We start from the raw sequence: 18,466 nt of genomic DNA on the forward strand, positions 1-18,466 counted from the left end.
TACCTGTTGATCGCCGCTTCATCCAGCCTTCCCTTACGGGTCGCCGCCGCTAAGTTGGCGGCAACCGCAAATGAGGAGACCGGCGTGGACGCCGATACCATCGCAGAGCGTCGCAGCGTCGGGGATTCGATCAAGCCCTATTTCGAGCGGGAGTCGCTCGCCTCGTTCATGCTCGGCCTGTCCTCGGGCTTTCCTTATGCGATGATCGGCGCGACGCTGACCACGCGCCTGGCGCAGGACGGGATCGACAAGAAGACCGTCACCGCCTTCACGCTGGCGTTCCTGGTCTACAATCTCAAGGTGTTCTGGGCCTGGATCGTCGACGGCGTGCACCTGCCGGTCCTGCACCGCATGGGGCAGCGCGTATCGTGGATGCTGGTCTGCGGGCTTGCCGTGATTGCGGCGGTGCTGAACCTCGCGCTGGTCGATCCGGCGGCGGACATCGGCGCGACCGTGCTCGCCGCCGTGCTGGTGGGCGTGGCGGGCGCCAGCTTCGACATCGTCATCGACGCCTACCGCATCGAGACGCTCAAGCCCTACCAGCTCGGCACCGGGTCGGGCATGAGCCAGTACGGCTGGCGCATCGGCTCGGCGGGGGCGGGCGCGCTCGCGCTGGTGCTTTCGGCGCGCTACGGCTGGGGCGTGGGCTATGCGGCATGCGCCATCTTCGCGCTGCCCGCCATGCTCACCGCACTGGTGCTGGGCGAGCCGGAGCGCCGCAAGGTGGTGGTCGAGAAGAAGGGGCTGGCCGAAGTCTGGTCCTCCATCGCCGGGCCGTTCGGGGAGTTCTTCCGCCGCAACGGCGCGTTCCTCGTGCTGCTGTTCATCCTCGTCCACAAGATCGGCGACACGCTGGCGAACCTGACCTTCCGCCTGCTGTTCGACGACCTCGGCTTCAGCAACGACGAGATCGCGATCTACGACATCGGTCTGGGTTTCTGGGCCTACATGATCGGCGTGTTCATCGGCGGCGTCGCCTATGCGCGCATGGGGCTCAAGCGCTCGGTGATGCTCTCGCTGGTGCTGATGGGCGTTTCCAACCTCAGCTTCGCGGCGCTGGCAGCGGCCGGGCACAGCAACTGGGGCATGGCGGGCGCCATCGGCTTCGAGAACATCGCCTCGGGCTACGGCGGCGTGGTGGTGATCGCCTATTTCTCGGCGCTGTGCGACTTGCGCTACACGGCGGCGCAGTATGCGCTGATCTCGGCCGGAGCGAGCGTCGTCGGGCGGCTCGCCACCGGCACGACGGCGGGCGCGCTGATCGAGGCCATGGGCTACGTGAACTTTTATCTGCTCACCACGGTGGCGTCGCTGCCCGGCATCGCGCTGTTCTGGTGGCTGAGCCGGACAGGGCTCGTCGATCAGGCGCTGGGGTCTGCGGGTGAGGTGGAGTAACAGCAGAAGGCCCACCCCCAACCCCTCCCGCAAGCGGGAGGGGAGCGAGACTTGGCGATTTATCGCCTAGTCGCAGCGGGATGGGATCGCCTTCGCCTCAATCCGGCACTTCGCCGTTGTCCCGCAGCACCGCGCCCGCAAGGTAGAGCGAACCCGCGATCAGCACGGCGCGTGGGGCCAGCTTTTCCAGATCGCGGAGCGCCGTCGCGACATCCGGCGCGGAGGACGTCGGCAGCGACCAGCCCGCGAACGCCTCGGGCGGGTGGCAGTCATGCCCCGGCACCGGCACCAGCGTCACGCTCTCGACCAGCCGGTGCAGCGGGTCGAGCAACGCGGCGGGATCCTTGCCTTCGATCATGCCGAGGATCAGATGCGGCGCCTGCCCCCGCTGGCGCAGGAATGCTTCCAGCGCCAGCCCGGCGTCGCGGTTGTGCCCGCCGTCGAGCCAGACCGGCGTGCCGGGGACGAGCGCCGTCAGCGGCCCGTCGCCCAGCAGTTGCATCCGCGCGGGCCAGCGCGCGGCGCGGATGCCCTCGGCGAAGGCGTGAGGATCGATCTTCAGCACATCCTGCGCGCGCAGCATGGCGACGGCGAGGGCGGCATTGTCCGCCTGGTGCGCACCGGGCATCTCGGGCAGGGGGAGCGTCAAAGAGCCGTGGCGGTCCTCGAACCAGATGGCGTCGCGGGTGACCTGCGCCTTCCACTCGGCATCGCGAGACTGCAGCGGTACGTCCTCGGAAGCGGCGAGCGATTGCAGGAACGCGGTGACCTCGTGCGGGTAGTTCTGCGTCACCAGCGGCACGTGCGGACGGCGGATGCCCGCCTTCTCGAAGGCGATGCGGGTGAGCGGCTCGGTGGGCGTGCCGTCCTCGGGGGCGAGGAGGAAGCGTTCGTGGTCGATGCCCAGCGTCGCCATGCCGCACACGAGCGGCGCAGGCAGCACGTTGGTCGCGTCGAAGCGGCCGCCGAGGCCGACCTCGATCACGCAGACGTCCGCCGGATGGCGCGCGAAGGCGAGGAAGCTGGCGGCGATCGTCGTTTCGAAGAAGCTGACTTCGAGGCCATCCGCCGCGTCCAACACTTCGGCCAGCAGGCTGGCGAGTTCGTCGTCGCCGACCAGTTCGCCCGCGATGCGGATGCGCTCGTTGTAGCGCACCAGATGCGGGCTGGTGATCGCGTGGACCTTGTACCCCTGCGCCTCCAGGATCGCGCGCAGGAAGGCACAGGTCGATCCCTTGCCGTTGGTGCCCGCGACGTGGAACGCGGGCGCGATGCGCAAGTGCGGATCGCCGAGGCGCGCCAGCAGCGTGCGGATCGCCTCAAGCCCGATGCGGCCTTGCGGCAGCGACAGCGCGGCAAGGCGGTCGAGCTGGGCCTGAACGGCGGGGGAGTCCGACACGGCGAAGTCTTTCATGGTGTCCTCGACGGCGCCGTGCGCGTAGGGGCTTCAAGAGGCTGTGTCCGACCCTTCGGCAAGCTCAGGGTGAGCGGAAGTGGCGTAAGCCTCCAACACCGCTCAGGCTGAGCTTGTCGAAGCCCCATCGGCTTGGCTCTATCGAGCGGAATGCACCGCCTCGGCGAGCGATGCGGTATAATCCTGCAGCGGCCCGGGCGCGGCATCGCCATGCTGCTTGACGATATCGATGAAGGCCGAGCCGACGACCACGCCGTCCGCCACCTTGGCGATGGCGGCGGCCTGTTCGGGCGTGCGCACGCCGAAGCCGACCGCGACGGGAATGTCGGTGGCGGCCTTGAGCTTCGCCACCGCGTCCTCGATCGAGCCCTGCGCCGCCTGCTGCATGCCGGTGATGCCCGCGACCGAGACGTAGTAGAGGAAGCCCGAGGAGCCCTCCAGCACCTTGGGCAGGCGCGCGGCGTCGGTGGTCGGGGTGGCGAGGCGGATCAGCGACACGCCCTTTTCACGCAGCGCCGGGCCGAGGGCGGCGTCTTCCTCGCTGGGAATATCGACGCAGATCACGCCGTCAACGCCGGCCTTGGCGCATTCCTCGGCAAACCACTCGGGGCCGCGGATGGTCATCGGGTTGGCGTAGCCCATCAGCACCAGCGGCACGTTGGGGTGACGCTGCCGGAACTCGGCGGCGATGCGAAAGATGTCGGCCGTGCGCGTGCCCTTGGCGAGGCTGCGCAAGTTGGCTTCCTGGATCGCCGGGCCGTCCGCCATCGGATCGGTGAAGGGCATGCCCAGTTCGATCACGTCGGCGCCGCCCGCGACGAGCGCGTCGAGGTTCGATGCGGTGTCGCCGTCGCCCCCGGTGATGAAGCAGACGAGCGCGGGGACGCGCTTACCGTCGGATTTTGGGGCGAAAACGGTTTCGAAGCGGGTCATCAGGAGAACAGCGTCTTTCCGGAATAGCGGAGAATGGCGGCGGTCAGGCCGACGAAAACGGCGAGGTAGGCGAGACTGACGGCGATGTCGCTCCAGCTTCCCCGAAAGGCGAAGGCCCAGTAGTAGCCCGCGCCCGAAAGGTCGAAGGAGCGCACCCGGACGAGGTCGGCGAGGACCTTGATCGCCGGGAACACCGCCATCCAGATCACGGCGGCGTCGATCAGCGACCGTTGCCACCCGCCCTTTTTCAAAGCTCGACCCCCAGCGCCTCGGCGACGGTGAAGATATCCTTGTCGCCGCGCCCGGAGACGTTGACGACGAGCAGCTTGTCCGCGTCCAGCTCGGCCGTCAGCTGCGGCAGCGCGGCGAGGGCGTGGGCGCTTTCGAGCGCCGGGATGATGCCTTCCAGCGCGCAGCACAGCTGAAACGCCTCGAGCGCCTCGGTATCGGTGATCGGCACGTACTTCACGCGGCCCGCCTCGTGCAGCCACGAATGCTCGGGGCCGAGGCCGGGGTAGTCCAGACCGGCGCTGATCGAATGGGCCTCGGTGATCTGGCCGTCCTCGTCCTGCAGCAGGTAGGTCTTGTTGCCGTGGAGAATACCCGGACGCCCGCCCATCAGCGAGGCGGCGTGCTGGCCGCTCTCGATGCCGTGACCGGCGGCCTCGATGCCCACCATCGCCACGTCCGCGTCGTCGAGGAAGGGGTGGAACATGCCGATCGCGTTCGATCCGCCGCCCACGGCCGCCACCAGCATGTCGGGCAGGCGGCCTTCGGCTTCGAGGATCTGCTCGCGCGTCTCGGTGCCGATCACGCTCTGGAAGTCGCGGACGAGTTCCGGATAGGGGTGCGGCCCTGCGGCGGTGCCGATGATGTAGAACGTGTCGTGGACGTTGGCGACCCAGTGGCGCAGCGCCTCGTTCATCGCGTCCTTGAGCGTCTCCGCGCCGCTGGTGACGGGCACCACTTCGGCGCCGAGCAGCTTCATGCGAAAGACGTTGGGCGCCTGCCGCTCGACGTCCTTGGCGCCCATGAAGATCGTGCACGACAGGCCGAAGCGCGCCGCGACGGTGGCGGTGGCGACGCCGTGCTGGCCCGCGCCGGTCTCGGCGATGATCTTGGTCTTGCCCATCCGCATGGCGAGCAGGATCTGGCCGATGCAGTTGTTGATCTTGTGCGCGCCGGTGTGGTTCAGGTCTTCGCGCTTGAAGTAGATCTTTGGGCCTTTGCCCTCGGGCGCGAGCTTTCGGAAATGCTCGGTGATGCGCGGTGCGGGGTAGAGCGGGCTCGGCCGACCTACGAAAGTCTTGAGCAGGTCGTCGAACTCGGCCTGGAATGCCGGGTCCAGCTTCGCGGCGCGATATTCCTTCTCGAGGTCGAGGATCAGGGGCATCAGCGTCTCGGCGACGTAGCGCCCGCCGAACTGGCCGAAGTGACCCGACTCATCGGGATACGAACGAAGCGAATTGGGGCTCTGAACGGTCATGATCCGGCGCTTGGCAGACCCCCCCGCGCTTGTCCAGACGCCTTGAGGAGAGGGACCATGTTTGCCCTGGGAACGCTGGAAAACCATGCGTGCCTACAGGGGCTTGGTGATCGCCTGGCGGACATTCAATTGCAAAGAATGCAACTGAAAATCGGCAAAAGCACCTAACCGGCATAAACTGCAGTTTTGTGACGTTTTGAACGATTCCAAGAATTTACCGTTCATCTGACTGAAAGGTGACGGGGTCCAGCGGCAGGGCTCCCGACGATAACCCCGATGAGGGTCGGGATCGCAGGAATACTTGGAGTTATATAATATGCGTATTGCACTTGTTTCGCTCGCCGCGGTTGCTGCCGTGGCCGCTGCCACTCCCGCCCTGGCCAACGAGGCTCGCGTCGAAGCGCGCGGCGGTGTGATCTGGGACGGTAGCGACAGCGAAGCAACGGCTGGTGTCGCCGCCGGCTACGACTACGATCTGGCCCCGGGCCTGTTCGTCGGCGTGCAGGGTTCGGCCGACAAGATCCTGACCGACAACACCCGCGTTTCGTGGGGCGCCGGTGGCCGCATCGGCATCGAGCCGCGCGACGGCACCAAGGTCTACGCGCTGGCCGACTGGCAGTCGAAGAACTGCAAGTACTGCAACAGCGCCGTGGGCGTGGGCGGCGGCGTTCAGCAGGACGTCGGTTCGCGCTACTACGTGAAGGCCGAATACCAGCACCTGCTGGTCGGCGACAACACCCCCGACGCCGACCGCGGCCTCGTGGGCGTGGGCGTCAAGTTCTGATCCATCGGATCTGATCGCTGCGAAAGCAGCGTAAGCCAGGAAAGGGGCGGTCCGAACGGGCCGCCCCTTTCTTCGTCCGGCGGCCGTGGTTTGTGCCGGGGGGGGCTTCGACAAGCTCAGCCTGAGCGGGTTTGGGAGGTTTACGCTAGCTCCGCTCACCCTGAGCTTGTCGAAGGGTCAGGCGCAGCTTGTCGAAGCCCCGGCGGTGTCAGGATACCGCCCGAACCGCCGCGCAGAAGGCGGCGATGCGCGTTTCGTCCTTCACGCCCGGCGCGCTCTCCACGCCTGAGGAGGTATCGACCAGCGGCGCTCCCGTCAGGCGGATGGCCTCGGCGACGTTCGCCGGGTCAAGGCCCCCCGCAAGGCCCCATGGCAGCGGTCCCTTCCAGCCCGCCACGAGGCCCCAGTCGAAGCTGAGGCCCATGCCGCCGGGCAGGGCGCCCCTGGGCGTCTTGGCGTCGAAGAGGATAAGGTCGGCTGCCCCCGCATAGGCATTGGCGCGGGCGACGTCGCTGGCGGTGGCGACGGACAGAGCCTTCCACACCGGAATGCCGAAGCGGGCGCGAAGCTGTGCAGCGCGCTCGGGCGTCTCCGAGCCGTGAAGTTGCAGCGCGTCGAGCTGCGCCGCGCCCACGGCATCGCCGAGCAGGGCATCGTCGGCATCGACGAACAGGCCCACGCGGCCGATCCGGCCCGCCGCGCGCTGCGAAAGCTGCGTGGCCTGCGCCGGAGAGACGGCACGCGGGCTCTTCGCGAAGAAGACTAGGCCGATATGGTCGGCGCGCGCACGAACGGCGGCTTCCAGCGCATCGCCGGTGCTGATACCGCAAATCTTGATTGCCGCTGTTGGCATATGCGCGCCTTGCCCTAAGCTGCGGTCCTGCATGCAAGAAGGACACGAAGTGAATCGGTTTGGCCGCTATCTAATGCCATTCGCCGTCGCGGCAATGCTGAGCGGCTGCAACGTCAAGGAGTCCATCAGGGACGCCGGGGCGGAAGTGGTCCGATTCCACGCGGCGCTGGACGCCGGGCACTCGCAGGCGATCTGGGATGCCACCGGGGCGGACATGCGCAAGGCGACGACGCAGCAGCAGTTCGTCGCCCTGCTCGACGCCGTGCATCGCAAGCTGGGGCGGGTGAAGTCGAGCAAGCAGGTCGGCTGGAACAGCAACTCGACCACCGGCGGCAGTTTCATGACGGTGACCAACGAAACCGTCTTCGAACGCGGCAGCGGCACCGAACAGTTCGTGTTCCGAAAAGAGGAAGCCGACAAGCTCGCGCTCGTCGGCTACCACATTCAATCGAACGAGATGATGCTCAATTAGGGCGCCAGTTCGAACTGCACCGTCACGTTGACGTTCATCTCCAGTTCGCCCGCCGCCACCGGCGGCGCGGCGGCGACGTCCATCGCGGCCTTGCGCATGTACATCACCGGCTGCGGGCTGTAGCCGCCGCTCTCGCTGATCGAGACGATCCGCGCGACGCGCAGGCCCGATGCCTTTGCGTAAAGATCGGCGCGGGCGCGGGCGGACTTCATCGCCTCCACGCGGGCCTCGTCCATCGCCGCTTCGGGCCCTGACAGCTGGAAGTTCGGGCCGTTGACCTGATTCGCCCCGGCCGAGACCAGCGCGTCGATCACCTTGCCCATGTCGCCCAGCTTGCGCTGGCGGACCGAGACGGTGTTGTTGGTCTGGTAGCCGACGATCTTCTGCGGCCCGTCCTCGTAATTGCCGTCGGGCAGGCGCTTGGGCTGCGCATAGACGGGGTTCACGCTGAGGTTGCTGGTCTGCACGTCCTTGTCGGCAATGCCCGCCTTCTTGAGCGCGGCGATCACTCGTGACATCTGCGCGGAGTTGGCGGCCAGCGCCTCGCTGGCGGTCGTCCCCTGCGTGGTCACGCCCGCGCTGTAGTTCGCCATGTCAGGCTCCCGCGTGGAAGATCCCTGCGCGGTGACGGTGAGCATGGTGTGCCCGGATTCGATCGCCGGGACAGGGGCCTGCTGGGCAAAGGCAGCAGGGGCAGATGCCGCCATGGCAGTGGCGGCAAGCAGGCTCAGGGTCTTCATGATGGGGTCGCACTCCCGGGGGTTGTTCGGTGACAACGATCTGGCGGGAGGGAGGTTGCGAAGGGCTGAACGGTGAAATGTGCAATTGTTAAGGTGGAAGGAATGAGAGGAAAAACGCAGGGGTTTACCACCCCTGCACCCCGTAAATTGGCTTCGTCGCGCGCGCAGCCACGTCTCGTCCACGATGCGCCGCAGGCTATTATGTCTCCCGACGCACCGTCACTGCACGACAAAGCTGCGTGCCCGACCTCGACATTTTACGGGGTGCAGGGGTGGTAAACCCCTGCGTTTCCCTTCGTCTCAAAGCGTAGCTTCGATCGCCCTTGCCGCCGCCAGCGGGTCTTCCGCCCGGCTGATCGGCCGTCCGATCACGAGCACGCTGGCGCCTGCATCGCGGGCCTCGCGCGGGGTGACGGTGCGCTTCTGGTCACCGACCTTGCCGTCCGCCGGGCGCAGGCCGGGGACGACGAAGTAGCCGTCCTTCCACTGCTTGTGCACTGCGCCGACCTCGTGGCCCGAGCAGACGATGCCGTCGAGGCCAGCGGAATGCGCGAGGTCGGCGAGGCGCAGGGCCTGGTCGTAGGGGTTGGCGTTGACGCCGATGGCGGAGAGATCGTCGCCGTCGAGGCTGGTGAGGACGGTGACGGCCACGACCTTGCAGTTTTCACCGGCGGCGGCCTTGGCGTCTTCCATCATGGCGCGGCCGCCGGCGGCGTGGATAGTGACGATCGAGGGCTGCAGCACGTGGATCGCCTGCATGGCGCCGGCGACGGTGTTGGGAATGTCGTGCAGCTTGAGGTCGAGGAAGATCGGCAGCCCGATCTTGTGCAGTTCGTGGACGCCGTGGTGGCCGTGGGCGCAGAAGAACTCGAGGCCCAGCTTGATCCCGCCGATATGGCCCGCGACCTTTCGTGCCAGCGCTTCGGCAGCGTCGAGGCGGGGAAGGTCGAGGGCGAGGTAGACGGGATTGTGGTTCATGACTTTGCGATTTCCGACGGGGTTTCAGGCGGGATGAAGGATGCGGCTTCGGGCGCCTCGGCGGTTTGCGGCAAGGCGGCGACGGACGTGGCGCGCAGCGAATTCTCGAGGCTGGCGATGCGGCGGTTGAGGCGCCAGCGCACCGCCCGCAGGTAGAGCCACATCGGCAGCAGCCCGGCCAGGAAGAACGCGATGGCGATCACCGCGACCGGCCAGTCGAGGCCGTAGGGCGGTCCTTCGGTGCTGGGAAAGAAGTTGACGCGTGCCGCAGGGCCCCAGTTCAGGAACCCGAACGCCAGAAGCAGCAGCGCCACGATCGTCCATGCGATGGTGCGGATGACCTTCATTGTTCCTCCTGCTTTCCCCCGCGAGAGCGGCAATGCTAGGCGTGAATTTTCCGCAAGGGAAGGGCCCGGTCGGATGAAAGGCAAGGCGGCGCCTCGCCTCTTCATCCTTCGACAGGCTCAGGATGAGCGGGGTTGAGCGGCAAAGTTGGAATTGCCCTTTCAACCCGCTCAGGCTGAGCTTGTCGAAGCCCCCCCTCGGCTCAGCCGAACACGCGGCTGAAGATCGTGTCGACGTGCTTGAAGTGGTAATCGAGGTTGAACTTGTCCTCGATTACCTCTGCGGGGAGCGCGGCGGCGACTTCGGGGTCGGCCTTGAGCAGTTCGAGCAGCGACAGCTCACCGTCCGATTCCCACACCTTCATCGCGTTGCGCTGGACCAGGCGGTAGCTCTCGTCGCGCGAGAGTCCGGCCTGCGTCAGCGCCAGCAGCACGCGCTGCGAGTGGACGAGGCCGCCCATGCGGTCGAGGTTCTTCTGCATGCGCGCGGGGTAGATCAGCAGCTTGTCGATCACGCCGGTCAGGCGGCCCAGCGCGAAGTCGAGGGTGATCGTCGCGTCGGGGCCGATGAAACGCTCGACGGAGGAGTGCGAGATGTCGCGCTCGTGCCACAGCGCCACGTTCTCCATGGCGGGGACGACCGCCGAGCGGACCACGCGGGCGAGGCCGGTGAGGTTCTCGGTGAGCACGGGGTTGCGCTTGTGCGGCATCGCCGACGAGCCCTTCTGGCCGGGCGAGAAGTATTCCTCGGCCTCCAGGACTTCGGTGCGCTGCAGGTGGCGCACTTCGACGGCAAGGCGCTCGATCGAGCTGGCGATGACGCCCAGCACCGCGAAGAACATCGCGTGGCGGTCACGCGGGATGACCTGCGTGGAAACCGGCTCGATCCCAAGGCCCAGCTGGTCGGCGACGTACTGTTCCACCGCCGGATCGGTGTTGGCGAAAGTGCCGACCGCGCCGGAGATCGCGCAAGTGGCGATTTCCTCACGCGCGAAGACCAGGCGCGTGCGGCAGCGGCTGAACTCGGCATAGGCTTCGGCGAGCTTGAGGCCGAAGGTGACCGGTTCGGCGTGGATGCCGTGGCTGCGGCCGATGGTCGGCGTGTACTTGTGCTCCTCGGCGCGGCGCTTGATCGCGGCGAGCAGGGCGTCGAGGTCTTCCAGCAGGATGTCGGCGGCCTTGACCAGCTGCACGTTCAGCGTGGTGTCGAGCACGTCGGAGCTGGTCATGCCCTGGTGCATGAAGCGCGCCTCGGGGCCGACCTGCTGGGCCACCCAGTCGAGGAAGGCGATGACGTCGTGCTTGGTCACGGCTTCGATCGCGTCGATCGCGGCGACGTCGATCTTGGGGTTGGTCGCCCACCAGTCCCACAGAGCCTTGCCGGCGGAGGCGGGGACGGTGCCCATCTCGCCCATCTTGACCGCGGCGTGCGCCTCGATCTCGAACCAGATGCGGTAGCGGGCTTCGGGTTCCCAGATCGCGGTCATCGCGGGGCGGGCGTAGCGGGGGACCATGTTCGACTCCTTGCAGCTGACGCGGGTAGCGGCCAATTCGTGCCGGTGCCGCTAGGCGGGGCGGGCGCGAAAGGCAAGGGGCGGCGCGGCAAAGGCAGCAACCATGCCCGAGCAAGTAAACTGCGCGGTAACCCCTAACTCAAGGCGGAATCTTAACCATTGCGGTGGCAAACGTTTGCACGAGAAGTTCGCACAGAGCCGTGCGCACGAGCGCCAGAGTATCGACGAGAGATGCCGCAGGTCCGTATCGCCATCGCGCCCTTGATGACGGGGCTCTTGTGCTTCGTCCTTTCGGCCGCGATGATCCGATACCTGAGCTTCGAGGGCAACCTTGCATCGGTCTGGCCGGCCAACGCAGTGGTGCTGGCGCAATTGCTGGGCCGCCCGCCGCGCGACTGGCCGCGGTTCCTGGTCGCCGGCTTCGTCGCGGTCGCGGCCGCCGGTTTCGCGACGCGGGGGGTTCTTTCCGGCCCTCTGGCCTTCGGTGTGTCCAACACGCTGGAGATCGGGCTGGCTGCCTGGCTGCTGCGAGCGACGACGACCGATACCGACGGACGGTTGCTGCATCACCATGCCTCGGTCGGGCGCTTCGTAGTCTGCGCGGGGCTGGTCGCTCCCGCCTGCGGGGCGCTGCTTGGCGCGGTGATCGCCTGGCTGGCGTTCGACCTGCCGATCGGCGTCTCGCTCGCGACCAAGTTCAGCGCCGACGCGCTGGGCCTGCTGATCTTCACGCCGTTCTTCTTCGGCCTGTTCCATGGCGACTACATCGCGGCCCTGCGGTCGGCATCCTGGGCCGAGCGCAGGCGGCAGCTGCTGCTTTATGCCACCGTGCTCCTCGTCAGCCTGGGCGTGTTCGTTCAGGATCGCTTTCCGCTGCTGTTCCTGCCGATGGTGCCGCTGATGCTGGTCTCGTTCCGGCTCGGCTGGCAGGGGACGAGCCTGGGCGTGCTGCTGGTCGCGGTCATCGGCGGCGTAGCGACGTTCCACGCGCATGGTCCGGTCCATCTCTCGGGCGGGGACATGGCGGTGCAGATGGCGTTCCTGCAGTTCTACCTTGCCGTGGTGCTGGTGCTGATGCTGCCGGTCGCCGCCGCGCTCGCCGCGCGCCGCGATCTGATCGAGCGGCTGAGCGAGAGCGAGCATGCGCTCAAGCTGCTGGCCGACCGTTCCGCGATCGTGCTGCTGCGCTTCGGCGTGGACGGCGCCTGCACCCGCGCGGTCGGCGATGCGGCGGCGCTGGTGGGGCAGGATGCGCAGGCGCTGCCGGGCTCGCATGTCGCCGAGCTTGGGCCCCTGCTGGGCGAGGCGATGTTCGCCGCGCATCTGCGGGCCATCGCTCCGGGGGAAACCGGCGTCACGGTGGAGATCGAGCGCCCCGGCGGCTTGTGGATCGAGGCGACCTTCCGGGCCGAGCGGGACGATCAGGGCGTCGTCTCGGGAACGGTGGCCACGCTGGTGGACGTGACCGCCCGCAAGGCCCGCGAAGGCGAACTGACGCGCAAGGTCGAAACCGACGAACTGACCGGCCTCGCCAACCGCGCCGGATTCCTGCGCCGGTTCGAAAATGCCTTGGCTGGCGGGGATACGCTGAGCATCGCGCTGATCGACGTCGATCGCTTCAAGACGCTCAACGACGAACTGGGCCATGTCGCGGGAGACGCCGTGCTGGCCGAGATCGCCCGGCGGCTGTCGCAGGCGGTGCGCGCCACCGACCTCGTCGCGCGGCTGGGCGGGGATGAATTCGTGGTGCTGCTCGGCCATGCCGAGCCCGAGGTCGCGCGTGAGATCTGCCGCCGCATCGTCGATGGCGTATCGGCCGTGCCGATCGAGTTGCCGCTGGGCGGGCAGACCGAGGCGCGGATCAGTTGCGGGCTCGTCCACCGCGCGCCGGGGCAGGGCGGCATCGACTTGCTCAACCGGGCCGACATGGCCCTTTACGAAGCCAAGCGCGGCGGTCGCAACCGGCTCATCGCGGCGTGAGCTGCCGTCAGTTCCACGCGAATGGAATGCGCACTTCCCCGGTGACGGTGCCGGCCGCGTCGAAGCTGCGCTCGGCGATCAGGCCGCGTCCTTCGCGGTCCACCGCCAATACGGTGCTGCACCGCGTTCCATAGACCGCATCATGGATGAAGACGGGGGCGAAGCGGGGCTCCGGCCCCAGTTCGGGCCGCTCCGGCGCTTCGGCGGGCGCCTGGTCGCGCAGCGCGGCGAGCAGCGGTTCGAAATCCGTCTTACCGGTCTGGAGCCAGGTTGCGATCGCGCGTTCCGTCCGCACGGTCTTGGGCCACGGCACGTCGAAGCCGCCGTTCGAAAGACCGTGGATGCCGCATGCCAGCGGGCGGATCTCGACCTCGGGATGGTTGGTCACGAACACCGCCCGTGCCTTGTCGGCAAGGATGAGGTTGAACGGGTTCATCCCCGCCATCGCCCCGTCGAGGCTCTGCGGCGGCGTTCCCCTGAGCAGGTCGGTGACCAGCTTCCCGCGCGAGGGTCGCCCCGGCTGCGGCCCTTCGGGTACGCGGTAATTGGTGACGAGGGCGAACCGCCCCGGCTCCTGCACACCGACCTTTTCCGTCACGCCCAGCCATGTCCCGCCCTCGGTCAGGTCGGTGCCGGCGATCACGCCGTCGGCGCGCCGTGCCAGCGGGGCGGCGGGACGGGCGTGATATTCGTCGCGGTTGCCGGCGACGACGAGCAGCCAGTCGGGATGCACGTCCCAGGCGATCGCGGCGACGCACATGGTCTCAGATCAGTCCCTTGGCGCGCAGCGAGACGTGGCCCTCGCGTCCGATCACGACATGGTCGTGGACGGTGACGCCGAGCAGGCGGCCCGCTTCGGCGATGCGGTTGGTGATCTCGATGTCGGCGCGGCTGGGCTGGGGGGAGCCGCTGGGGTGGTTGTGGACCAGGATCAGCGCCGTCGCGCCGAGGTCCAGCGCCCGGCGGATCACCTCGCGCGGGTGGATCGCGGCCTCGTCGATCGAGCCTTCGCCGACCAGTTCGTCGAGGATCAGCATGTTGCGGGCATTGAGGTAGAGCACGCGCACGCGCTCTACCGTCAGGTGCGCCATGTCGATCGTCAGGTAGTCGATCAGCGCGTGCCATGACGAGAGCACGGGGGCCTCGCGCACTTTCTGGCGGGCCATGCGGGTGGCGGCGACGGTGACCACGCGCAGCGCGGCGGCGGTCGCCTCGCCCATGCCGGGGTGGCCGGCGAGCGCCCGCGGCTCGGCCTGCAGCACGGCGGCGAGCGAGCCGAAGCGCTGGATCAGGCTGCGTGCCAGCGGCTTCATGTCGCGGCGCGGAACGGCCTGCATCAACAGGAGTTCAATCACCTCATGATCGGCCAGAGCTTCCGCCCCGCCATCAAGCAACCGCTTGCGCAAGCGCCCCCGGTGGCCGCTCGAATCGGTCCCGAAGTCGGCTCGGGCATCGGCGACACCGCTGCGGCCCGCAGGCGCGCGTTCTTCGAAGAGGGGTGGTTGTTCTGGCATGGTACGTACAAACAATTGCCTTTCCCGCCCGCCCGGCGCAAGTGAACGATCGGATGTCGCAAGATCAGGACCAGCCCCCCATTCCCGACCAGCCTGACATCGATGAGGATGCCGCCGTTCGCCCGCGTCGTCGTCGCTGGTCCCGGATCGGCAGGGGCCCCGTGCTCGTCGTCGGCGGCCTTCTGGTCGCCGCGCTGGGCGCGACCTGGCTGGCGCGCGAGGAGATCGCCGACGACATCATCGAGGGCCAGCTCGAATCGCTCGGCCTGCCCGCCCGTTACGAGATCGTCAGCATCGGCCCCTCCGAGCAGGTGATCCGCAACCTGGTGATCGGCGATCCGCGCCGTCCCGACCTGACCGTGGCCGAACTGCGCATCGCCACGCGATTGTCCTGGGGCTTGCCCGGCATCGGCCGAATCACCGTCGTCAGGCCCAGGCTCTACGGCAGCTATCGCGGCGGCAAGGTCAGTTTCGGCAGTCTCGACAAGGCGCTGTTCACCGGCAAGCCCGGCCCCTTCGAGATGCCCGACCTCGACGTCGCCGTCGTCGATGGGCGCGCGCTGATCGACAGCGACCATGGCCGCCTCGGCGTCAAGCTGGCGGGCGCGGGCGCCTTGCGCGGGGGCTTTTCCGGCGAACTGGCGGCGGTCTCGCCGGGGCTGGAACTCGATGGCTGCCGCACCGGACGCGGCACGCTCTACGGCAAGCTGACCACGTCCGCCGCCAGGCCGCGATTCGTCGGGCCGGTGCGGGTGGACGCGCTGTCCTGCAAGGCCCGCGACCTGACCCTCGCGCAGGCGGGGCTGCAACTCGACGTCACGCTCGACGAGGCGCTCGACGGGGCCGAAGGCAAGCTGGGCCTTGCCGCCCGAAGCCTGCGGCAAGGCGTGCAGAAGCTGGCGACGCTGAGCGCGGGCGGGCGCTTCAGCTATCGCGACCGGGCGCTCAGCGGGACGTACCGCGTCACCGGGCGCGGGCTGGAGACGCCGCAGGCCCGGCTGGGAGAAGTGGTCTTCGAAGGCCGCGCCCGTTCGACCGGCGGCCTCGCGCGGTTCGACCTCGACGGCGACCTGACCGGCAAGGCGCTGGCGATCGGCGATAGCCTCGACCGGTCGCTGCAATCGGCGCAAGCGGCGGCGCAAGGCACGCTGGGGGCGCCGATCGCGGCGCAAGTACGCCGGGCACTGGCACGCGAGATGCGCGGCAGTTCGCTGGGCGGCAGCCTCGTCGTGCGCAATTCCGAAGACGGGCTGAGTCTCGTCGTCACGCGCGGTTCGCTGCGCGGGGGCAGCGGTGCGTCGCTGTTGGCGCTGTCGCGCGTACAGGCGCTGTTCGGCAAGGGCGCGCCGCGTGTCAGCGGCAATTTCAACACCGGCGGGCAAGGGCTGCCGCAAGTCTGGGGCCGGATGGAGACGGACGAGCACGGGCACCTCGCCATGCGCGTCTCGATGCCGGACTACCGCGCCGGTTCGGCGATGGTCGGGGTGCCGCGCCTCGCGCTCGAACAGGCCTCCGACGGAGCGCTCTCGTTCACCGGGCAAGTGCTCATGAGCGGCGATCTGCCGGGGGGAAGCACCCGCAACCTGCAATTGCCGCTGGATGGCCGCTGGGGCGCCGACGGCAGGCTCGCGGTGTGGCGCGGCTGCACCGACCTGGCCTTCGATGCGCTGAGCTTCTCCAGTCTCGCCATCGACAAGCGCAAGCTGACGCTGTGTCCCGCACGCGGCGGCGCCATCGTCGAGGGGCGGCCCGAAGACCTGCATATCGCCGCTGGCGCGACCTCGCTCGACGTATCGGGGCGGCTGGGCGAGACGCCGATCCGCATCGCCAGTGGCCCGCTCGGTTTCGCCATGGGCGGCGGAAGACCCGGCGTGCTCAAGGCGAGCGCGATCAAGGTCGCGCTGGGGGCTGCGGACACCGCCTCGCAATTCACCGTCAGCCGCCTCGACGCCGAGATCGGCAAGGATATCGCCGGTACGTTCGACGAGGCCGACATCCGCCTCGCCGCGGTTCCGCTCGACATGAAGCAGGCTTCGGGCCGCTGGCGCTATGCGGGCGGGGTGGCCTCTATCGAGGATGCGCATTTCACGCTGGTGGACCGCCAGCCGGTGGCGCGGTTCCAGCCGATGACGGCGCGCGGCGCGACGCTTCGGCTGGTCGACAACCGCATCACCGCGCAGGCCTTGCTGCGCGAACCGGTGAGCGACCGCGAGGTGGTCCGCGCCGATATCGTCCACGACCTGTCGAGCGCGCGCGGCCGGGCGGACCTGAGCGTCGGCGGCCTCGTCTTCGACGACAAGCTGCAGCCCGACGCGCTTTCGCGGCTGGTGCTGGGCGTGGTCTCCGACCTCAAGGGCCTCGTGCGCGGGACCGGGCGCATCGACTGGAACGAGAAGGGCGTCACCAGCCACGGCCGTTTCGCCACCGACGGCGTGGACTTCGCCGCCGCCTTCGGCCCGGTCCATGGCCTTTCGGGCGAGGTGGTCTTCACCGACCTGCTCGGCATGGTCACCGCGCCCAACCAGAGCGTGCGCATCGCCTCGATGAACCCCGGCATCGAAGTGACCGACGGCACGCTCTCCTACGAATTGCGGCCCGGCTACAACCTCATCGTCCATGGCGGGCAATGGCCGTTCATGAGCGGCACGCTGACGCTCGATCCGGCGAAGATGCAGATCGGCGCGGCGGAGACGCGGTACTACACGCTGCGGGTGAAGGGGCTCGACGCCGCTGACTTCGTGCAGCACCTCGAACTCACCAACATGAACGCGAGCGGCGTGTTCGACGGCGAGATGCCGTTGGTGTTCGACGAGAACGGCGGGCGCATCGAGAACGGCTTCCTGCGCTCGCGCGAGCCGGGCGGCAACGTCTCCTATGTCGGGGCGCTGACGTACAAGGACTTGTCGGCGATGGGCAACTTCGCCTTCTCGGCGCTCAAGTCGGTGAACTACAAGCAGATGGAGATCGGGCTGGGCGGCTCGCTCTCGGGCGAGATCCTGACGCGGATCAGCTTCGACGGCCTCAGCCAGGGGCAGGGGGCAAGCCGGAACTTCCTGACCAAGCAGGTCGCCAAGCTGCCGATCCGCTTCATCGTCAACGTCAAGGCGCCGTTCTTCAGCCTGTTCGGCTCGATGCGCTCGCTCTACGATCCGGCCTATGTCACCGATCCGCGCGTGCTGGGCCTGGTCAACGGCGACGGCAGCCGTTCGAATGTCGATGCGACGCTCAATCCGGCGCCTCCCGCCGCTTCCCCGCCGGGTAAAACTCCATCCGGCGCTATTCAGCCTCCAGTCAGCGAGAAAAAGCCATGATGCCCTCGGAATTGACCGGAAGCCCTCCGGCTGCGACAAGCCCGGCGATGATCGACGGGTATTCGACAGAGCAGATGGGCACACGGTCCGGCAGGCGCGCCGTTCGCGCCGCAATGATGGCCGCGACGGTGATGGCGGTCGCGCTCGGCCTCGGAGGCTGCATTCAGGTTGCAGCGCCCGACAAGCCGATCGTGATCGAACTCAACATCAACATCCGGCAGGAAGTGGTCTACCGCCTCGCGGCCGACGCGGCCAAGACGGTGGAACAGAACGAGGGCATTTTCTGATGACGGGCATTCGTTTCATCGCCGCCGCAGCCGCCACGGTTCTTGGCGCCACGGTTCTCGCCGTCGCCGGTGCGTCCACGGCTTATGCGCAGCGCTCGCCGGAATACGTCGCGGCGCGCAGCGCCGGCCAGGTCGGCGAACAGCGCGACGGCTATCTCGGTGTTATCAGCGGCGGTGGGGACATCTCCGCCATGGTCCGCGACATCAACAACAAGCGTCGCTCGGTCTACACCACTGCCGCCCAGGGCAAGAGCACGATCGAGGAATACGCCTTCACCACCGGCTGCAAGCTCATCCGCGACACCAAGCCCGGCGAGAAGTACCAGGGCCTGGACGGCTCGTGGAAGACGCGCGGCTCGGGCGCGCCGGAACTCGATCCGCGCTGCCCCTGATGCGGTGAAATGGCGCGATGGCCAAAAGTACTAGGCGGGCGGCGCCAAAAAATTCCGCACCCTATTGAC

Annotated in this window: 18 protein-coding genes; 7 read left to right on the forward strand and 11 right to left on the reverse strand. The window is 68.0% G+C overall.

The window, feature by feature from the left end; translation table 11 throughout:
* The first annotated feature begins 84 nt into the window (after nt 1-84).
* The gene (locus tag V2S85_RS13150) at nt 85-1,395 is read left to right on the forward strand and encodes an AmpG family muropeptide MFS transporter (protein WP_330703305.1); all 1,311 of its coding nucleotides are present in this window, start codon (nt 85-87) and stop codon (nt 1,393-1,395) included.
* 97 nt (nt 1,396-1,492) lie between these two features.
* On the opposite strand, the gene V2S85_RS13155 is transcribed toward V2S85_RS13150, so the two are convergent.
* The 4 genes from V2S85_RS13155 to trpB all read right to left on the reverse strand — a co-directional run bounded on the left by V2S85_RS13155 (nt 1,493) and on the right by trpB (nt 5,228).
* The gene (locus V2S85_RS13155) at nt 1,493-2,809 is read right to left on the reverse strand and encodes a folylpolyglutamate synthase/dihydrofolate synthase family protein (RefSeq protein WP_330703306.1); all 1,317 of its coding nucleotides are present in this window, start codon (nt 2,807-2,809) and stop codon (nt 1,493-1,495) included.
* Between the two features lie 138 nt (nt 2,810-2,947).
* Nucleotides 2,948-3,742, reverse strand: a complete 795-nt coding sequence (trpA, locus tag V2S85_RS13160; protein ID WP_330703307.1) for a tryptophan synthase subunit alpha — start codon at nt 3,740-3,742, stop codon at nt 2,948-2,950.
* A complete protein-coding gene (locus V2S85_RS13165) occupies nt 3,742-3,993 on the reverse strand; it encodes a hypothetical protein (protein ID WP_330703308.1) in 252 nt (83 codons plus the stop codon). The genes trpA and V2S85_RS13165 overlap by 1 nt, the downstream gene beginning before the upstream one ends.
* Nucleotides 3,990-5,228 carry a tryptophan synthase subunit beta gene (gene trpB / locus V2S85_RS13170; RefSeq protein WP_330703309.1) on the reverse strand — a complete coding sequence of 413 codons (1,239 nt, stop codon included), beginning with the start codon at nt 5,226-5,228 and terminating at the stop codon, nt 3,990-3,992. The genes V2S85_RS13165 and trpB overlap by 4 nt, the downstream gene beginning before the upstream one ends.
* Before the next feature lie 316 nt (nt 5,229-5,544).
* On the opposite strand from trpB, the gene V2S85_RS13175 reads away from it, so the two are divergent.
* A complete protein-coding gene (locus V2S85_RS13175) occupies nt 5,545-6,012 on the forward strand; it encodes an outer membrane beta-barrel protein (RefSeq protein ID WP_330703310.1) in 468 nt (155 codons plus the stop codon).
* Nucleotides 6,013-6,220: 208 nt separating this feature from the next.
* On the opposite strand, the gene V2S85_RS13180 is transcribed toward V2S85_RS13175, so the two are convergent.
* Nucleotides 6,221-6,865, reverse strand: coding sequence for a phosphoribosylanthranilate isomerase (locus tag V2S85_RS13180; RefSeq protein WP_330703311.1), 645 nt, complete (start codon nt 6,863-6,865; stop codon nt 6,221-6,223).
* 73 nt (nt 6,866-6,938) lie between these two features.
* Here V2S85_RS13180 and V2S85_RS13185 point away from each other — a divergent pair, with 73 nt between their 5' ends.
* The gene (locus V2S85_RS13185) at nt 6,939-7,337 is read left to right on the forward strand and encodes a DUF4019 domain-containing protein (RefSeq protein ID WP_330703312.1); all 399 of its coding nucleotides are present in this window, start codon (nt 6,939-6,941) and stop codon (nt 7,335-7,337) included.
* Here V2S85_RS13185 and V2S85_RS13190 read toward each other — a convergent pair.
* From V2S85_RS13190 to purB, 4 genes are all read right to left on the reverse strand, one after another.
* A complete protein-coding gene (locus V2S85_RS13190) occupies nt 7,334-8,077 on the reverse strand; it encodes an SIMPL domain-containing protein (protein WP_330703313.1) in 744 nt (247 codons plus the stop codon). The genes V2S85_RS13185 and V2S85_RS13190 overlap by 4 nt on opposite strands.
* Before the next feature lie 300 nt (nt 8,078-8,377).
* Nucleotides 8,378-9,055, reverse strand: coding sequence for an orotidine-5'-phosphate decarboxylase (gene pyrF, locus V2S85_RS13195; RefSeq protein WP_330703314.1), 678 nt, complete (start codon nt 9,053-9,055; stop codon nt 8,378-8,380).
* Nucleotides 9,052-9,402 (reverse strand): LapA family protein, encoded by a 351-nt coding sequence (locus V2S85_RS13200; protein ID WP_330703315.1) that lies wholly within the window; start codon nt 9,400-9,402, stop codon nt 9,052-9,054. The genes pyrF and V2S85_RS13200 overlap by 4 nt, the downstream gene beginning before the upstream one ends.
* Nucleotides 9,403-9,602: 200 nt before the next feature.
* Nucleotides 9,603-10,913, reverse strand: a complete 1,311-nt coding sequence (purB, locus tag V2S85_RS13205) for an adenylosuccinate lyase (protein WP_330703316.1) — start codon at nt 10,911-10,913, stop codon at nt 9,603-9,605.
* A gap of 231 nt (nt 10,914-11,144) precedes the next feature.
* On the opposite strand from purB, the gene V2S85_RS13210 reads away from it, so the two are divergent.
* Complete coding sequence (locus tag V2S85_RS13210) at nt 11,145-12,893, forward strand: diguanylate cyclase domain-containing protein (protein ID WP_330703317.1); 1,749 nt, start codon at nt 11,145-11,147, stop codon at nt 12,891-12,893.
* Between the two features lie 7 nt (nt 12,894-12,900).
* On the opposite strand, the gene V2S85_RS13215 is transcribed toward V2S85_RS13210, so the two are convergent.
* Together V2S85_RS13215 and radC are read right to left on the reverse strand one after the other, a co-directional pair.
* On the reverse strand, nt 12,901-13,653 hold the full coding sequence (locus tag V2S85_RS13215; RefSeq protein WP_330703318.1) for an NRDE family protein: 753 nt from the start codon (nt 13,651-13,653) through the stop codon (nt 12,901-12,903).
* Between the two features lie 4 nt (nt 13,654-13,657).
* Entirely contained in the window at nt 13,658-14,407 is a 750-nt protein-coding gene (gene radC, locus V2S85_RS13220) for a RadC family protein (RefSeq protein ID WP_330703319.1), read from the reverse strand.
* Nucleotides 14,408-14,460: 53 nt separating this feature from the next.
* On the opposite strand from radC, the gene V2S85_RS13225 reads away from it, so the two are divergent.
* The 3 genes from V2S85_RS13225 to V2S85_RS13235 are packed head-to-tail and all read left to right on the forward strand — an operon-like array spanning nt 14,461 to nt 18,397.
* Complete coding sequence (locus tag V2S85_RS13225; RefSeq protein WP_330703320.1) at nt 14,461-17,718, forward strand: YdbH domain-containing protein; 3,258 nt, start codon at nt 14,461-14,463, stop codon at nt 17,716-17,718.
* A gap of 47 nt (nt 17,719-17,765) precedes the next feature.
* Nucleotides 17,766-18,005, forward strand: coding sequence for a YnbE family lipoprotein (locus tag V2S85_RS13230; RefSeq protein ID WP_330703321.1), 240 nt, complete (start codon nt 17,766-17,768; stop codon nt 18,003-18,005).
* A complete protein-coding gene (locus V2S85_RS13235) occupies nt 18,005-18,397 on the forward strand; it encodes a YdbL family protein (RefSeq protein ID WP_330703322.1) in 393 nt (130 codons plus the stop codon). The genes V2S85_RS13230 and V2S85_RS13235 overlap by 1 nt, the downstream gene beginning before the upstream one ends.
* Nucleotides 18,398-18,466: the final 69 nt, after the last annotated feature.

This window comes from Novosphingobium resinovorum, from assembly GCF_036352595.1.
In the GTDB taxonomy this organism is placed as follows: Bacteria; Pseudomonadota; Alphaproteobacteria; order Sphingomonadales; family Sphingomonadaceae; genus Novosphingobium; species Novosphingobium resinovorum_B.

Bases quoted from the DNA above. Each gene is read 5' to 3' on its own strand.
- V2S85_RS13225 (WP_330703320.1), top strand. From the start codon at position 14,461: ATGTCGCAAGATCAGGACCAGCCCCCCATTCCCGACCAGCCTGACATC.
- V2S85_RS13210 (WP_330703317.1), top strand. From the start codon at position 11,145: ATGCCGCAGGTCCGTATCGCCATCGCGCCCTTGATGACGGGGCTCTTG.
- V2S85_RS13235 (WP_330703322.1), top strand. From the start codon at position 18,005: ATGACGGGCATTCGTTTCATCGCCGCCGCAGCCGCCACGGTTCTTGGC.
- radC (WP_330703319.1), bottom strand. From the start codon at position 14,407: ATGCCAGAACAACCACCCCTCTTCGAAGAACGCGCGCCTGCGGGCCGC.
- V2S85_RS13190 (WP_330703313.1), bottom strand. From the start codon at position 8,077: ATGAAGACCCTGAGCCTGCTTGCCGCCACTGCCATGGCGGCATCTGCC.
- pyrF (WP_330703314.1), bottom strand. From the start codon at position 9,055: ATGAACCACAATCCCGTCTACCTCGCCCTCGACCTTCCCCGCCTCGAC.
- V2S85_RS13175 (WP_330703310.1), top strand. From the start codon at position 5,545: ATGCGTATTGCACTTGTTTCGCTCGCCGCGGTTGCTGCCGTGGCCGCT.
- V2S85_RS13185 (WP_330703312.1), top strand. From the start codon at position 6,939: ATGCCATTCGCCGTCGCGGCAATGCTGAGCGGCTGCAACGTCAAGGAG.
- V2S85_RS13200 (WP_330703315.1), bottom strand. From the start codon at position 9,402: ATGAAGGTCATCCGCACCATCGCATGGACGATCGTGGCGCTGCTGCTT.
- trpA (WP_330703307.1), bottom strand. From the start codon at position 3,742: ATGACCCGCTTCGAAACCGTTTTCGCCCCAAAATCCGACGGTAAGCGC.
- V2S85_RS13180 (WP_330703311.1), bottom strand. From the start codon at position 6,865: ATGCCAACAGCGGCAATCAAGATTTGCGGTATCAGCACCGGCGATGCG.
- purB (WP_330703316.1), bottom strand. From the start codon at position 10,913: ATGGTCCCCCGCTACGCCCGCCCCGCGATGACCGCGATCTGGGAACCC.
- V2S85_RS13215 (WP_330703318.1), bottom strand. From the start codon at position 13,653: ATGTGCGTCGCCGCGATCGCCTGGGACGTGCATCCCGACTGGCTGCTC.
- V2S85_RS13230 (WP_330703321.1), top strand. From the start codon at position 17,766: ATGATCGACGGGTATTCGACAGAGCAGATGGGCACACGGTCCGGCAGG.
- V2S85_RS13155 (WP_330703306.1), bottom strand. From the start codon at position 2,809: ATGAAAGACTTCGCCGTGTCGGACTCCCCCGCCGTTCAGGCCCAGCTC.
- trpB (WP_330703309.1), bottom strand. From the start codon at position 5,228: ATGACCGTTCAGAGCCCCAATTCGCTTCGTTCGTATCCCGATGAGTCG.